15 protein-coding genes are annotated in these 16,225 nt (G+C 42.8%); 7 read left to right on the top strand and 8 right to left on the bottom strand.

Annotated features, from left to right (window positions below; all coding sequences use genetic code 11):
- Positions 1–5: 5 nt before the first annotated feature.
- Complete coding sequence (locus MHI16_RS03975; protein ID WP_058015460.1) at positions 6–1,148, bottom strand: DEAD/DEAH box helicase; 1,143 nt, start codon at positions 1,146–1,148, stop codon at positions 6–8.
- A 152-nt stretch (positions 1,149–1,300) separates the two neighbouring features.
- Between MHI16_RS03975 and MHI16_RS03970 the strand changes: the two genes are divergently transcribed.
- On the top strand, positions 1,301–2,854 hold the full coding sequence (locus tag MHI16_RS03970; protein WP_061407071.1) for an ABC-F family ATP-binding cassette domain-containing protein: 1,554 nt from the start codon (positions 1,301–1,303) through the stop codon (positions 2,852–2,854).
- A gap of 46 nt (positions 2,855–2,900) precedes the next feature.
- Here MHI16_RS03970 and MHI16_RS03965 read toward each other — a convergent pair whose 3' ends face one another.
- From MHI16_RS03965 to MHI16_RS03955, 3 genes are all read right to left on the bottom strand, one after another.
- Positions 2,901–4,091 carry an MFS transporter gene (locus MHI16_RS03965; RefSeq protein WP_058015461.1) on the bottom strand — a complete coding sequence of 397 codons (1,191 nt, stop codon included), beginning with the start codon at positions 4,089–4,091 and terminating at the stop codon, positions 2,901–2,903.
- Positions 4,092–4,147: 56 nt separating this feature from the next.
- Positions 4,148–4,573, bottom strand: a complete 426-nt coding sequence (locus MHI16_RS03960) for a MerR family transcriptional regulator (protein ID WP_058015462.1) — start codon at positions 4,571–4,573, stop codon at positions 4,148–4,150.
- Positions 4,574–4,736: 163 nt separating this feature from the next.
- Positions 4,737–6,620, bottom strand: a complete 1,884-nt coding sequence (locus MHI16_RS03955; RefSeq protein WP_342498099.1) for an ABC-F family ATP-binding cassette domain-containing protein — start codon at positions 6,618–6,620, stop codon at positions 4,737–4,739.
- Positions 6,621–6,753: 133 nt separating this feature from the next.
- Between MHI16_RS03955 and MHI16_RS03950 the strand changes: the two genes are divergently transcribed.
- Together MHI16_RS03950 and MHI16_RS03945 are read left to right on the top strand one after the other, a co-directional pair.
- A complete protein-coding gene (locus MHI16_RS03950) occupies positions 6,754–7,827 on the top strand; it encodes a glycosyltransferase family 2 protein (RefSeq protein ID WP_268467406.1) in 1,074 nt (357 codons plus the stop codon).
- Between the two features lie 185 nt (positions 7,828–8,012).
- The gene (locus MHI16_RS03945; protein WP_058015465.1) at positions 8,013–9,404 is read left to right on the top strand and encodes an amino acid permease; all 1,392 of its coding nucleotides are present in this window, start codon (positions 8,013–8,015) and stop codon (positions 9,402–9,404) included.
- Between the two features lie 38 nt (positions 9,405–9,442).
- Here MHI16_RS03945 and MHI16_RS03940 read toward each other — a convergent pair whose 3' ends face one another.
- Positions 9,443–9,676: a hypothetical protein gene (locus MHI16_RS03940; RefSeq protein ID WP_058015466.1), complete on the bottom strand. Its 234-nt coding sequence runs from the start codon at positions 9,674–9,676 to the stop codon at positions 9,443–9,445.
- Between the two features lie 6 nt (positions 9,677–9,682).
- The gene (locus MHI16_RS03935) at positions 9,683–9,940 is read right to left on the bottom strand and encodes a hypothetical protein (protein WP_012009223.1); all 258 of its coding nucleotides are present in this window, start codon (positions 9,938–9,940) and stop codon (positions 9,683–9,685) included.
- A gap of 65 nt (positions 9,941–10,005) precedes the next feature.
- Between MHI16_RS03935 and MHI16_RS03930 the strand changes: the two genes are divergently transcribed.
- Positions 10,006–10,485: an Hsp20/alpha crystallin family protein gene (locus MHI16_RS03930; RefSeq protein WP_058015467.1), complete on the top strand. Its 480-nt coding sequence runs from the start codon at positions 10,006–10,008 to the stop codon at positions 10,483–10,485.
- Here the strand turns inward: MHI16_RS03930 and MHI16_RS03925 are convergent.
- On the bottom strand, positions 10,466–10,693 hold the full coding sequence (locus MHI16_RS03925; RefSeq protein ID WP_058015468.1) for a hypothetical protein: 228 nt from the start codon (positions 10,691–10,693) through the stop codon (positions 10,466–10,468). The two genes, MHI16_RS03930 and MHI16_RS03925, sit on opposite strands and share 20 nt — an antisense overlap.
- Before the next feature lie 92 nt (positions 10,694–10,785).
- On the opposite strand from MHI16_RS03925, the gene MHI16_RS03920 reads away from it, so the two are divergent.
- On the top strand, positions 10,786–11,130 hold the full coding sequence (locus MHI16_RS03920) for a hypothetical protein (RefSeq protein WP_058015570.1): 345 nt from the start codon (positions 10,786–10,788) through the stop codon (positions 11,128–11,130).
- 5 nt (positions 11,131–11,135) lie between these two features.
- Here the strand turns inward: MHI16_RS03920 and MHI16_RS03915 are convergent, their stop codons facing one another.
- Positions 11,136–12,551, bottom strand: a complete 1,416-nt coding sequence (locus MHI16_RS03915) for a DASS family sodium-coupled anion symporter (protein WP_058015469.1) — start codon at positions 12,549–12,551, stop codon at positions 11,136–11,138.
- Positions 12,552–12,811: 260 nt separating this feature from the next.
- Here MHI16_RS03915 and MHI16_RS03910 point away from each other — a divergent pair, with 260 nt between their 5' ends.
- Both MHI16_RS03910 and MHI16_RS03905 read left to right on the top strand, forming a co-directional pair.
- Positions 12,812–14,851 (top strand): penicillin-binding transpeptidase domain-containing protein, encoded by a 2,040-nt coding sequence (locus tag MHI16_RS03910; protein WP_058015470.1) that lies wholly within the window; start codon positions 12,812–12,814, stop codon positions 14,849–14,851.
- A gap of 134 nt (positions 14,852–14,985) precedes the next feature.
- Positions 14,986–16,224, top strand: coding sequence for an MFS transporter (locus MHI16_RS03905; protein WP_058015471.1), 1,239 nt, complete (start codon positions 14,986–14,988; stop codon positions 16,222–16,224).
- Position 16,225 lies beyond the last annotated feature (1 nt).

Raw genomic sequence — 16,225 nt, 5'->3', positions numbered from 1 at the left:
TTTTTTTATGCTTGCTTGGGCGCAAGGTGCAGCTGACCTTGCTTATAAACAATTTCCTGAAGCGAAAGATTTAGCTTTTTCGCCATTTTTTTAAGCATTGAATGCTCTTGAGGTGTGACTAGGCTGATAACAGCTCCTTCTTTTCCTGCGCGGCCGGTTCTGCCTGAACGGTGGATATAGCCTTCTTCGTTTGGCAGGTCGGCATGGATCACGTAAGGCAGATCGTCAATATCGATCCCTCTTGCTGCGATATCTGTTGCAAGAAGAAGCGGGAATTCACGTTGTTCAAATTCCTTTAAGATGATAGCTCGCTCTGCTTTTTTCGCTTCACTATGAAGAACACCGAGGTCGACATGGTGATACGCTAATTTCTCTGCATAAATGCTTAGATTCGTAATATCACGCACAAAAACGAGCGCATGCATGTCCTCAAGCCGTGATAGCTTTTGCAGAAGTTTTACTTTGTCACGCTGGTCACATAATAGATAATAGTGTCCTACTTTCTGCGCTTCTTCCTCACTTCTAGCAATTTTCAATACTTCTGGTTCAGACGTCATTTCTTTAATCAGTTGAACCGTTTCGTCTTTTAAGGTCGCAGAAAAACAAAGGATTTGTCTTTCTTTTAGTGTGGATTTAATGATCGCTTGGATCGTTTTCATATGCTCTGGCACAAGAAGCTGATCTGCTTCATCTAGCACGATCGTTTTGACTTCGTGCATTTTCAGTTTCTTGATTTTGATTAATTCTTGGACGCGGCCTGGTGTCGCTACGACGATATTCGGGTGTTTTTTTAGTTTTTCCTGCTGCTTTTTAATGTTCGCTCCACCAATCAAGGAGACCGCTTTGATGTCTGATCCTTGTTTAAACTCTTGCACAACATCAAAAATTTGCATCACAAGCTCTCTTGATGGTGCCAAGATTAAGACTTGCGGGTGCTTGATATTCACATCAATTTTATTTAAAAGCGGCAACATATACGCCAGTGTCTTCCCCGTTCCCGTAGGCGATTCTGCGATCACATCACGCTTCTCCGTAATCCATTCTGCTGTTTTTTCTTGTATAGCTGTTGGTTTTTCGAAGCCAGCCGCTTGGAAGTTCTCTTGAATAAATGGCTTTGCTTCTTTCAAAAATGCCCAATTTTCTATCATGTCGATCTCCTTTATCCTCATTCAATCTATCCTTTAGTATCTCAAAATCAGCTTTGAAACGCAATTTTTCTTTTGATGCTTTTATCAAGCCGGACAGTTCGATATAATCATGAGAGGCACTAGCCGTTTTGAATCTATTTGAGGTGTAAAAAATGATATTATCTGTTAAAGATTTAAGCCATGGCTTTGGCGACAGAGCCATTTTCCACGAAGTCTCCTTCCGTTTATTAAAAGGCGAGCATGTCGGCTTAATTGGCGCCAACGGTGAAGGAAAGTCAACGTTTATGAATATTATCACTGGCAAGCTGGAGCCAGATGCAGGAAAAGTTGAATGGGCAAAAAATGTCCGTGTCGGCTACCTGGATCAGCACACTGTGCTAGAAAAGGGCAGAACGATCCGCGAAGTGCTTCAGGATGCTTTCCACTATTTATTTTCAATGGAAGCAGCGATGAATGACATTTACGGCAAAATGGGTGAAGCCGATCCTGATGAGCTGGAAAAGCTGTTAGAGGAAGTGGGCGTTATTCAAGATGCGCTCACAAACAATGATTTCTATATCATTGATTCCAAGGTCGAAGAAATTGCGAGAGGCCTTGGGTTAACAGATCTTGGGCTGGACCGTGATGTGACGGAGCTGAGCGGCGGACAGCGTACAAAAGTATTGCTTGCGAAATTGCTGTTAGAGAAGCCAGAAATTCTCCTTCTCGATGAGCCGACCAACTATTTAGATGAGCAGCATATTGAGTGGCTGAAGCGCTATTTACAGGAATATGAAAATGCGTTTATCCTCATTTCACATGATATTCCGTTTTTAAACAGCGTCATTAACTTGATTTATCATGTTGAAAATCAAGAGCTCACACGCTATGTTGGTGATTATGATCAATTTAAACAAGTGTACGAAGTCAAAAAGCAGCAGCTTGAAGCAGCTTATAAAAGGCAGCAGCAGGAAGTGGCTGAATTAAAGGATTTTGTGGCAAGAAACAAAGCACGTGTCAGCACAAGAAATATGGCGATGTCCCGTCAAAAGAAACTAGATAAGATGGATATGATTGAACTGGCAGCAGAAAAGCCAAAGCCTGAATTCAATTTTAAGGCGGCACGGACTTCTGGGAAATTGATTTTTGAAACAAAAGATTTGGTCATTGGTTATGATGAACCGCTCTCTCGTCCTTTGAATCTGAAAATGGAACGCGGGCAAAAAATTGCGTTATACGGCGCTAACGGCATCGGAAAAACGACATTGCTGCGAAGTCTCCTTGGAGAAATCTCACCAATTTCTGGTGAGGTGGAACGCGGAGAATTCCTTCATATTGGCTACTTTGAGCAAGAAGTAAAAGAGCAAAACAGCAACACCTGTATTGAAGAAGTATGGGGCACCTTCCCTTCTTACACGCAATATGAAGTGAGAGCTGCTCTTGCTAAATGCGGATTAACGACAAAACATATTGAAAGCCGCGTGTCTGTTTTAAGCGGTGGAGAAAAAGCAAAGGTCCGTCTTTGTAAGCTGATCAATGAAGAAACCAACCTCCTTGTTCTCGATGAGCCGACCAATCACTTGGATGTCGATGCGAAAGAAGAACTAAAACGTGCATTAAAAGAATACAAAGGGAGTGTCTTATTGATCTCTCACGAACCTGAATTTTATCAAGATGTAGCCACTGAAACTTGGAATTGCGAATCTTGGACGACCAAAGTATTATAATCACAAAAAAGCCTTATATCTCATGCAGATATAAGGCTTTTTCTATTTAATGACCTGCTTGAATATTGATGAGATGTTTCCGGCCAATTAGCAGGATGATCATGCCTAACAGAACGACAGCCGCCCCAACATAGTAAGGGGTGCTTGCAGTAAAAGATTCAGCAAGTACGCCGGCAATCCAAGGAGCAATCGCGCCCCCAATAAACCGCACGGCACTGTAAGAGGATGAAGCAATGGAACGCTCAACCGGTGCTGATCCCATCACTGCGGTCGTGAGCACAGTATTGATCATACCAAGAATACCCCCAGCAATGACAATTCCGCAGATGACGACTACAACATGTGAAGTCCAGATTCCAATACCGAATAAAATCACAGCAAACGAAGCAAACAGAACCACAAGAGAAGTCAATGTTCCAAGCTTGCGATGAATGACCGGCGCTGAAAAGACGGAAGTCACAGCTAAAAATAGTCCCCATCCAAAAAAGACATAACCAAGACCATGCTCATCCAGATGAAGCACAAATGGCGAATACGCTAAAAGCACAAAGAAACCAAAATTGTATAAGAAAGCGGCAGAAGCCATCGTTAAAAGTCCTTTATATTTTAACGCCCCGACAGCCTCGAATAATTTCACCTTTTTCTGAGGTTTTTGCATCGGTGGAAGCATAAACGTAATGGCTAAAAGAGCAACAAGCATTAACACCGCAACGCCAAAGAATGGACCGCGCCAAGAGATCGTCCCAAGCTCTCCGCCAAGCAGCGGTCCAACCGAAATCCCAAGACCTAGTGCAGCCTCGTATAAAATAATGGCCTTCGCACTTCCTCCAACAGACACACCGACAATGACAGAGAGAGCCGTTGAAATGAATAAGGCATTCCCAATCCCCCATCCCCCTCTAAAGCCGATTAATTCATTAATCGTTGAAGAGGTACCCCCTAAAGCAGAAAAGACAATAATAAAAATAAGTCCGATTAATAACGTCCATTTCGCACCAATCCGACTAGAGATAAAGCCGGTAAAAAACATCACAAAACCAGTCACAAGTAAGTAGCTCGTAAACAAAAGAGAGACCTGACTTGGAGATGCATCTAATTGTGATGCAATGGCAGGCAAAATCGGGTCCACAAGTCCTATCCCCATAAATGAAATCACACATGCAAAGGCAACAGCCCAGACGGCCTTCGGCTGCCTAAGCAGACTTGTACGCTGTTTTAACACTTCTTCTTCCTTCATTCCATCAGAACCTTTCCTTCATATGTTCACAAAATAAAATAAACACACTGAGGTGTTTATTTTTGTAATTGCTCAATCGCATGAGCCGCTCTATCTTTCATCGTTTCAAGATCCTTTTTAAAGGATTGAATCGTTTCAAGCTTTTTTGTAATCAATTGATGCTGCACAGTCAGCTGCGCCTCAATATCTAACAGTTTTTCTAATCGTTCTTTCGGATCAAGCGACAACAAATAGCCTTCTTTATTCAGCTCTAACTGCTTCCCTATTTCCATAAACGATTGAAGCTCTTGTAAAGAAAAGCCGAGTACCTCTTTTGCCTGCATTACTTTTTCTAGTTCTTCCATGTCGTCCTCTGAGTACAGCCTGACACCGCCCTCTGTCCGCTTTGGTGCTGATAATAAACCAATCTCTTCATAGAAACGAATCGTCCGTTTGGTCAGTCCGCTTCTTTTCGCCACTCGATCAATTTTCATCCATTCCATTGCCAGTGCCTCCTGCTCATCAATTCATGATTTATTATACACCTTTATAACCTTAACGTAAACGTAAATGTTTGGGTTCTTGATTCTCTCGTGTCTTGATGAAAATAAAAAAAAACCTGCAAAATGTTCTGCAGGTTTTTTTATTTCAATCATTATATTAAGATTAACCCTCTACTTCCTCAATCATGATCGACAGTTCTGTCCAGCGGTCCATTGCTTGTTCTAGTTCTTCAGCAACGGCTTTTTGTTCGTCCATCAGTTCTTGAATTTTCCCAAAATCACTGCCTGCTTCTGCAATGCTTGCTTCAAGCTGCTGATGTTTTTCCTCTAATGCCTGAATCCGGTCTTCAATTCCATCCCATTCAAGCTGGTCTTTGTAAGAAAGTTTTTTTCTCTTTTTAGGCGCCGCTTCTACTTGTTTCTCAGCAGGCTTTGTCTCTGTGCGCTTCGCTTCTTTTTCTTGCTCCATGTAATCGCTGTAAGCACCTTGGTAGTGTGAAACGCGGCCATTTCCTTCAAAGACAAGCAGACGGTGAACCACTCGGTCTAAAAAATAACGATCATGCGATACGGTCATGACAACGCCAGGAAACTGTTCTAAATAATCCTCTAAAATGCTAAGTGTCTCCGTATCAAGATCGTTCGTCGGCTCATCTAGAAAGAGAACATTCGGTTCTTCCATTAAGACTTTCAGTAAATACAGTCTGCGGCGTTCTCCCCCTGATAGTTTGCGAATAAACGTCCGCTGCATGGATCTTGGGAATAGGAACCGTTCCAGCATTTGCTCTGCTGTCACTATGGCGCCATCAGATGTCTTAACGATCTCAGCTGTTTCCTTGATGTATTCAATGATCGTCAGCTCTTCATCCATTTCCTTGTGATCCTGCGTGTAATAGCCAATACGAACGGTTTGTCCAATTGTCAATTGTCCTGAAGTCGGTTCAATTTTACCCGCAAGACAGTTGAGAAGCGTCGTTTTTCCGACTCCATTCGGTCCGATAAATCCAATCCGGTCGCCCGGCACGACTAAGTCTGTAAACCGCTCCACAAGGTTCTGGCCAGCAAAGGAAATCGACAAGTCTTCTGCCTCTATGACTTGTTTTCCTAGGCGATGGGAACCGATGGCGAAATCCAGCTCTCCCTTCGCATCAGGCCCTTTTTGATCCATCAGCTCTTCGGCTCTGCCGATGCGTGCTTTCTGCTTCGTCGTTCTTGCTTTTGCCCCTCTTCTCAGCCATGCAAGCTCGCGTCTGAGCAAGTTTTGACGCTTCGTTTCTTTTACCTGAGCTTCTGCTTCTCGTTCCGCTCTTTTTTCTAAAAAGACTTCATAATTTCCTTTATACGTATAAAGCTGTCCTTGATTCAATTCGTAAATCCGATTGGCCACCCGGTTGAGGAAATAACGATCATGCGTCACCAGAATGACAGCACCGCTGTATTGACTCAAATATCCTTCGAGCCATTCAATCGTTGCATTATCGAGGTGGTTGGTTGGCTCATCTAAAATCAGCAATCCTGCGGGCTGAATTAAATTTTTAGCAATCGCGACACGCTTTTTCTGTCCGCCAGATAAAGCATGAACAAAGCGGCTCACATCTTTGACGCCAAGCTTTGTCAAAATCGTTTTTGCTGATAGGTTCGCATCCCATGCGTCTTCCTGATCCATTCGATTTTGCATGCGCATGAGCGCCTCTTGTTTTGCCTCATTTTGCGGATCATGCTCTAAATCGGCGAGTGCCTGTTCATATGCCTTCATCGTTTGAATTATGGGTGCTGTTCCAGAAAAAATGTAATCGAGAATCGTTTCATCCCCGTCCATTTCGGGGTCCTGCTCAAGAAATTCGATATCAAGTGTCCCTGCCTTCGTGATGTCACCTTCCTCAAACGATTCAAGTCCTGCAATGACCTTTAGGAGCGTTGACTTTCCTGTTCCGTTTGGTCCAATCAATCCGATGCGTTCCTTTGGTTCTATATGAAAAGAAATATGATCAAACAGCGTTTTCTCGCCATAGGTTTTATATAATCCTTCAACATTCAATAAACTCATTTTTATCAGCCCTTACATAGATTCTTCCTTTATTTTAAATCAGCCAGTTGCAGAAAACTAGTTTTAAAAAACCCGCAGCTGAAAAGAATGTTTCCTTTTGCTGCTCGATACACTATGAAGAGGTGATCTAAAGATGGTAACCATTAGCTTATGTATGATCGTGAAAAATGAAGAGGAGGTGTTAGCGGACTGCCTTTCCTCTGTCCAAGACATTGTCGATGAGATGATCATCGTTGATACAGGCTCAACAGATCGTACGAAAGAGATTGCTCACTCCTTTTCAGCCAAGGTACTTGATTTTGAATGGGTTCAGCATTTTGCCAAAGCCCGCAATTTCGCTTTCTCACGTGCAACGAAAGAGTATATTTTATGGCTTGATGCAGATGATATTCTGCTTGAAGAAGACCGTCAAAAATTTCTTCAGCTCAAAGAGACACTCGATCCTTCTGTGGATGCTGTCTCGATGTTTTATCATGTAGGATTCGATGAAGACGGTCAGGTGAATTTTAAATATAGAAGAAATCGCCTTGTGAAGCGTGCCTTGAACTTTCAGTGGTACGGGGCCGTTCATGAGTTTCTTCAGGTGTATGGAAACATCTTACCAGCCAATATAGCCGTCACACATCAAAAGCGTAAGAAAACAACCGCTGGTGAACCAGGGCGCAACCTGCGAATTTATGAAGACATGCTGGCAAGGGGAGAGGACATGACGCCCCGTGATCTCTTTTATTTTGCCAATGAATTAAGAGATAACAGGCAGCATGTCAGAGCAATTCGTTTTTATCATGAGTTTTTAGCGACAAAACAGTGCTGGATTGAGGATGAAATTCGCACATGCCAATATTTAGCCGACTGCTATTATGCGGTAGGTTTCGAGGAAGCGGCTTTATCCTCATTATTACGTTCTTTCTTATATGATCAGCCTCGGCCAGAATTTTGTTGCCGAATCGGGGATCATCTAAAAATTCAAAATAAACATCAGGCAGCAATCTTTTGGTATGAGCAGGCGCTGAAGGCTCCTGAAAACGAAGCAGCCTTCACACTCACACATTATAAAACGTGGTATCCTCACCTTCAGCTTTGCTATTGTTATTATCAGCTCGGCGATTTGGAGAAAGCCAAAACACATCATCTTGCCTCCGCCGCCCATCACCCAACTCATCCAAGTGTGCTGTATAATGAAAAAATATTTGCTGAACAGACATAAACTAAACTATCTATCACCACATCCGCCTTCCATCTCTTGGCGGATGTCTCTTTTTTAGCAAAAATTCGATTGTGGCGTTTAACACTTTAGTGGTTTAAAGCGTTCTTCAACCAATTGACTAAATTGTCATTTCAGCATATACTAACACTCGTCTTACGAAAAGATTTATCCATTAGGAGGTCAACATGAGTTCTTTATTTCGAAAAAAGTCTCTCGACCAGCTCATGCTTGAAAGTCAAACGAAGCGGCTCAGCCGATCGTTAAATACGTTTGATTTAATCTTGCTTGGCATTGGCTGCGTGGTCGGGACTGGTATCTTTGTGATTACGGGGGTTGCTGCGGCAAAGGATGCGGGACCCGCGATTATTATATCTTTTATTTTAGCTGCGATCGCATGCGCCCTTGCTGCTTTTTGCTACGCTGAATTCTCCTCATCCATTCCTGTATCAGGAAGCGTCTATACGTATTCCTATGCTACACTTGGGGAATTTCTCGCCTTCTTAATGGGCTGGGATCTTATGCTTGAATATGTCATTGCGCTCTCTGCTGTAGCAAGCGGATGGTCGTCCTATTTCCAATCACTGCTCAGTGGATTCGGTCTGCACATACCGAAGGCTTTATCAGCTGCACCTGGAGCCGCTGATGGGGCCGTCTTTAATCTTCCAGGCGCACTCATTATTTTGCTTATCACCTTTATCGTCTCAAGAGGCGTCAAGGAAAGCACGAAGCTGAATAACATCATTGTGCTGATTAAAATTGCCATCGTCCTTCTCTTTATCATTTCAGGCTTTGCTTACGTCAAACCTGAAAACTGGACACCTTTTATGCCAATGGGCTTCCACGGCGTGATTGCTGGAGCGGCGACTGTCTTTTTTGCTTACCTTGGATTTGATGCAATCGCTAATGCGTCTGAAGAAGTCAAAAATCCTCAAAAGGCGATGCCAATCGGAATCATCGGTGCGCTCGGTGTTTGTACGATTTTATACATCGGTGTTTCATTCGTCTTAACAGGCATGGTTCACTATACGAAGCTGAATGTCAGTGACCCTGTCGCATTTGCTCTTCAAGTCGTTGGCCTGAATAGTGTGGCGGGCATTATATCCGCAGGTGCTATTATTGGGATTACGACAGTGTTAATTGCACTTGTTTATGCTCAAGTTCGCTTAACCTTTGCTATGAGCCGAGATGGACTCATGCCGAAAATCTTTTCAAACGTTCATCCAAAATCGAAAACACCGGTTGCTAACACTTGGCTCACAGGTGCTGTTGCGGCATGTATCGTTGGATTCGTCAACTTATCTACGCTAGCGAATTTAGTCAGCATAGGTACACTTGCAGCCTTTACAGTGATCTCTATCGCTGTGATCGTCCTACGGAAAAAACATCCGAATATGAACACAGCTTTTAAAGTACCCTTTGTACCTTACCTTCCCATTATTAGTGCGGTCATTTGTATGATATTGGCTGCTACACTGAAATGGGAGACATGGAGAGCCTTCCTGATCTGGGTGGCCATTGGTGTCGTTGTTTATTTCACCTATGCAAGACGAAAAAGTCATCTAAATGAAACACATTAGAAAAGAGACACGGGGTTTCCCGGTCTCTTTTTTTTTGCTTAAATCACGCTGTTTTTGGCTGAATTTGAGTCCACCATATCTGGATCTAACACGCTTGAAATCGGAATGACAAGCGGTGAACAATCTCCATTGTCCTCTCCAAATCCTTGGTTCATTTTCATCGAGAGAAAATAATCGATCTGCTGATAAGGACCTAGCGTCAGTGATGCACCCCGATCCATTGCATTGATTTTAAAAGCACCGACATTGACGACTGAGGGTGAGAATAACATCACACGTCACTTCCTTTGAATGGGTTTAGCAGTTGGTGAAAAAGAGGCAGGTGAGTCCACTTGATCTCGATCATCTACATGGCTTTTTGTCCCGACAAAACCGCTGGCATCTCCAAAATTTTGTCCGTACCCCTGATTTTTTTTATCTGAGTTTTGCCACTCTGCTAACAAATTTTGTCCGACATTCACCGCCGACGCATTTTCAAAGGAATTAATTTTTAACATGAAAATATTAATATTGATATACGGAGTTGGTTGAACCACAGATAAACCTCCTTTTTATAGGTATATGCAAGCACCCATCAAGTATGTTAACAGGAGGTCTTCACATGGACTTCGAAAAAATGAAGCAGTGGATGGATATTGCCCAGCAAATGCATGGGGACGATTTTTGGAAAATGATCTTCGATGATGAGCAAAGATCTCCTTTTATGGCTAATGGTCCATCTCCATTTACGTTCACGCAGCAGGATCAGCGCGGCCCAGATGCGTCGTTCCCACCAATCGACATGGTGGAAACCGCGACAGAAATTCAGTACTTAATTTATTTGCCTGGCTACCGAAAGGAAGATGTACAAGTGTTATCATATGGCGAATATTTGGTTGTGAAAGGACAGCGTTTTTCCTTTTTTAATGAGCAGGATTTTCGCCAAAAGCAGGGGAAGTATGGTCCGTTTGAAAAAAAAATTCGGCTCCCAGAAATGATTCTTGGCCAAATGAATGCAGCCTTTAAAGACGGTGTGCTTTATATCAGGCTGCAAAAAGATGAAGGAAAAGCGACTGCTATTATCATAGATGACGAATATTGATACTCACGGCGTCGATTTGATCACGATCATCAATCGATTCAATCGGCAGGATCGTGATCACGCCATCAGCATTCTGTTCCCCAAAGCCATTGTTTCTTTTAATCGTACTGCAATGATTACAAACAAACGTCGAACCAAACGTCATGGACGATCCTGTGCCCATTGAGTTCGTTTTCATATGGGCAATGTGTATATGAGTAGGCAGCATGTGCTTCTCCCCTTTCTTGTCATCTCTATAAGTATATATCTCACAGCTTTTCCATAGACTAGATCAAGGCAGAAGAAAAGGTTGTGGTCTACTTGAAACATTTCATTCTATCACTCTTTAAAAAAACTGAATCCAGTCCATCCTCCTCTGTCAGTGAGCTGGAAAAAAGGCTCACCGCTCTTGAGCAAAAAATGTCTGCACCAGCTTCCCCTGTCTCAGAGGATACACACATTCATATTGAATCCCTGCATGTGGACAAAATTGATTACCATTTGGAGTTTGGTGAGCTTTCCATTGACCAGCTTCAAGGCAAACTCAATATTGGGGCAACCTATTACACGCCAAAGGACACTCACATCAAAAAATCAACACCACAACCAAAGCCAAAAGAAACAAAAACACCGACGGTCTCGATTCGATCAAAGCCACCTTCGTAACCCGCTCAGCTTTTAAGCACAGCCGGGAGCCAGAAATACACCGCAAGGACAATCACCACAATACTCATGATATTTAACCAAAAGCCCGCCTTGACCATATCTGATATTTTCAGCACGTCTGCACTAAAAACAGCGGCATTTGGCGGTGTGGAAATCGGCAGCATAAACGCACAAGAAGAAGCCAAAGCAGCCGCAGCCATTAACCCATAGGGCTCGATACCAATCGCAAGCCCAAGCCCTACCGTAATCGGAATGATCATATTGGCAACAGCTGTATTTGACATAATCTCCGTCATAAACAAAATCGCTCCCGTTAAAATGATCAATAGCATGAGATAAGAAAGGCCATTTAAATGCTGTAGATTTTCCCCGATCCACCCTGTTAAATTGGTTTCTGCAAAGCCCGTAGCGAGCGAAAGCCCACCTCCAAACAAAAGCAACAGCCCCCACGGCAGCTGTTTCATATCCTGCCATTCTAATATTCTCTCACCGTTTGTTGCTGGAATGAGAAATAATAGCATGGCACCAAAAATGGCGATGGATGTATCGGATACGGCGGCTCCTCCAAACAAAAAGAGTTTAAAAATCCACAAAAACGCCGTCATGAGGAAAACAGCAAACACCCATTTCTCCTCTTGTTTCATTTTCCCTAAATTCTCTAATCCCTCCCGTATGAACGTTACACTCATTTCACCTGTGTGCTCTACCTTGAACTGTACCTTGGTCAAATACAGAAATAAGAGAATGAGCAGAATCATCGCAACAGGAAAGCCAAACAAAAACCATTCAAAAAACATAATTTCCCGATCTAATAGCTTTTTTGACATCGCAGCAAACACAGCATTTGGCACAGATCCGACAAGTGTTGCCAGACCACCAATTGACGCTGAATACGCAACCGACAATAAAATGCTTTTACTGAATCGCTCAAGAGATGGACCAGCTAAGATATCATTAGCCTTGACCTCTTTAATCACAGCCAGTGCCACCGGGAGCATCATCAGGGCTGTCGCTGCATTTGAAATCCACATAGATAAAAAAGCAGTCGCGATCATGACTCCTAATACAATGCGGTCACTTCGTGTGCCAATCACCCTTAAAATGTGTAAGGCCATTCTTCTATGCAGATTCCATTTTTCAATGGCAATTGCGATCATAAATCCTCCCATGTACATAAAAACGATCGGATCTCCATAAGCTCTTGATGTTTGTTCCATCGAAAGCCCGCCAAGTGTCGGCAGTAAGATGATGGGCAATAAAGATGTTGCAGGGATGGGCAGTGCTTCTGTCACCCACCATGTAGCCGTCCAAGCGGTAATGCCCAAGACTACCCTCGCAGCATAGGTCAATTCATTTTCAGGTATGAGAAAAAGAATGAGCAAGAAGAGTGCCGGTCCAAGAACAAGTCCAATCACATTCACCTTTTTATAAACGATAACAATTCCCCCCTATTGAAAGCGCTTGTATATTTTTCTATTTTCCACATTCGATGATCTCTTAAGAAATCCTTTAAATCATAAGAAAAAATGAAGATATCTTTCATAGAAACAAGCTATCATTTTCATCCCTTTCCCAAAACCATGACATCGTGCCTTGGTCTATTTTCATAGGATAAACTATACAAATCATGTGCAATCACTGTAAAATATAGAAGATCTAATCAAAAATTGAGGTGTTTTCATTGTATACAGATCAACGAAAATCAATTTGGAAACAGAAAAAAGTCATCATTCCCATTCTTAGTATCATCGTAGTTGCTGCTGCTTTCTTTTTCTTAAAAGATTCTCTTTTCTCAAAAGAAAAAGAGGCTTTAAAAGCGGCTCAATCCTTTACAAAACAATTGGAGAAGAAAGACTTTACAAAGCTGGCTGATGAGGTGACAAGTGCGTCTTTGAAAGCCAATGACTTCTCAAAAAAACAATTAGCCGAAAAATACGACAATATCTTCAACGGAATTGGTGCTCATGATCTGAACATATCAAAGCTTAACGTCGAAAAACAGGACAAAGGAAATGGGTATCAATTTTCCTATGATGTAACAATGAAAACGTCATTTGGCAAGCTGCACAAGCTTTCTTACAAGGGCGTTCTCTCAGAAGAAGATGACAAATGGAAAGTGGACTGGAAGCCAAATCTCATCTTCCCGCAAATGGAGAAGGGAGATACCATCAAAGTCAAATCAGACCCTGCTGTCCGCGGAAATATCGTCGACCGAAAAGGGCGAACCCTAGCAGAAACAACTGGTGGAAGCGCACTTGGGATCATCCCAGGAAAGCTTGGCACAGGGGAAGAAAAAGAACGCAATATCAAAAAAATCAGCAAGGCATTTGATATAGATGAGGAACTAATCGACAATCAGCTAAAACAAGCATGGGTCACAGACGACACGTTTGTCCCGCTCAAATCAATGTTAGAACAGAAGCCGATTCCAAAGGATATAAAAGGCGTCACCTATCAATCAAAGGAAATGCGTTACTATCCTTATAACGAAGCCGCCGCCCATCTCACCGGCTATGTCGGGAAAGCAAATGCAGATGATATCAAAAGAAATCCGGCATTAAAAGCAGATCAAATCATCGGCAAAACCGGCCTTGAATTCGCATTTGACAAAAATTTACGCGGACAAGATGGCGGAAGCATTTTGATCGTCCATGATGAAACAGGCATTGAAGAAACATTGCAAAAGTCAGATCGACAAGATGGAAAAACAGTGAAGCTGACCATTGATGCCTCTTTACAGAAAAAAGCCTATAAACAGCTGAAAGGTGAAAAAGGGGCCGTCACCATCATGAATCCATCATCAGGGGATCTATTAGCGCTTGTCAGCTCTCCTTCCTATGATGTCAATCTCATGACAAACGGGATCACACCTAAGCAATATCAGGCATACAGTGAAAACCCAGATCTCCCATTCCAAGCCCGGTATGCGAGCCGGTATGCACCAGGGTCTACATTCAAAACCATTACAGCAGCCATCGGGCTGGAAACAGGTGTCACAAAGCCTAATAAAGTACGCACCATCCATGGATTGAAATGGCAAAAGAATCAATCTTGGGGCAATTATCGAATTACACGGGTTCACGATAAAGAAAACGTAAATATGGTTGATGCCCTCGTGTACTCAGATAATATTTACTTCGGACAAGAAGCACTGGAAATTGGCAAAGACACCTATGAGAAAAAAGTGAAGACATTTGGATTTGGCGAAGATTTGCATATGCCATTTACAATGAAACCAGCACAAGTATCGAACGACGGCATTCAATCGGACATCTTACTTGCTGACTCAGCATACGGTCAAGGCGAATTACTCATGTCACCGATTGAACAAGTACATGCCTATTCTCCATTTGCAACTGGAGGCAAGCTTGTCTACCCTCGAGTCGTTCAAGATGAGAAAACAGCAGCATCAAAACAAATCATCAAAGAAGACTCGGCAAATACAGTAAAAGACGCGCTCACTCAGGTCGTGACGAGTCCAAACGGTACAGCTCACTCCTTACAAATTGAAGGAGCTGATATCGCCGCTAAAACAGGAACGGCAGAACTGAAGAGCAAGCAAGGAGCAACAGACGGTTCTGAAAATGGATTTTTACTTGCATTTAATCCTAAAAAAGAAGATTACGTCCTCGTCGGTATGATTGAAGATGTAAAAAACCGCGGCGGTAGTGGACTCGTCATTCAAAAAATGAAGCCTGTCATCGCATCTTTTTATAAGTAACCGTTTAGAGACACAAGCACTTGTGTCTCTTTTTTCTAAATCATGACAATTTGCTATTGTTTTATAGTTCACCTTATGAATAAAATGAGAAGAATGCAAAATTGAAAACAGTTGAATGAAAGGAGGAAGTCTCATTGGCTATTGCTGCTCGTACAAAGGATAAACCTCAACATTCTGTCACTGGATCAACGGTTTATCCCATTTTATTGATTATTGGCATTTGTCATATGCTCAATGACACTTTGCAAGCCGTTATTCCTGCGATGTTCCCTATTTTAGAACGCTCAATGGGGCTGACCTTTACACAATTAGGGCTGATTGCCTTTACATTAAATATGGTCTCCTCTGTGATGCAGCCCGCTATTGGGTGGTACACAGATAAAAGGCCGATGCCTTATGCACTCCCGATTGCTTTATTTTCTAGTGCTGTCGGTATATTCGGGCTTGCATTTGCGCCTTCCTTTGCCACCATATTGCTTTGCGTTGTCTTTATCGGACTCGGCTCTGCCATTTTCCATCCAGAGGGCTCTCGTGTTGCCAATATGGCAGCTGGTCCAAGACGAGGACTTGCACAGTCCATCTATCAAGTAGGCGGAAATACAGGTCAAGCCTTTGCTCCGCTGATCGCTGCATTAATGCTCGTCCCTCTCGGTCAGTCAGGCGTGGCTTGGTTTACGATTGTTGGAATGATGGCTGTCGGTTTCCTTCTTTATATTTCAAGATGGTACGCAGGAAGACTTCAAACCATTCGCGCTCAAGCGAAAAAAGCTCCAGCAAAAGCTGCAAGATCCGAACTTCACCGCAAGTCAGCACTCACAGCACTTGGCATTATCGTCTTTCTCATCTTTGCCCGCTCTTGGTATGGAAATGCGATATCGAATTTCTATGCGTTTTATGCGATTGAACGATATGGATTGACGATTAAAGAATCACAGACTTATATTTTCTTATTTCTCATTCTAGGTGCAATTGGGACATTTTTAGGCGGGCCGCTTGCAGACCGCTTCGGCAAGAAAACTGTGATTTTAATTTCCTTATTGGCATCCTTTCCACTTGCCTTGCTGCTGCCATTTGCCGGACCTGTTTTTGCTTATGTTTTACTTGGATTAATTGGGGTTATTCTGACATCAAGCTTCTCTGTCACAGTCGTTTATGCTCAAGAACTATTTCCCGGGAAAATTGGCACAATGTCTGGTTTAACGGTTGGGCTTGCGTTTGGTATGGGTGCAATCGGATCGGTCGCTCTAGGCTCATTCATTGATGCCTTCGGTTTAACACCTACCATGATCGGAGTCGCTTTTTTACCGATTTTAGGCATCCTGGCCTTCTTACTACCTAGTGATCAAACCATCTCCAAATGGAATGAATCATAAA

Source organism: Bacillus sp. FSL K6-0923 (assembly GCF_038630825.1).
Lineage (GTDB): Bacteria > Bacillota > Bacilli > Bacillales > Bacillaceae > Bacillus > Bacillus pumilus.
Note: the sequence above shows the minus strand (reverse complement) of the source record. Positions and strands in the feature narration are given on the sequence as shown.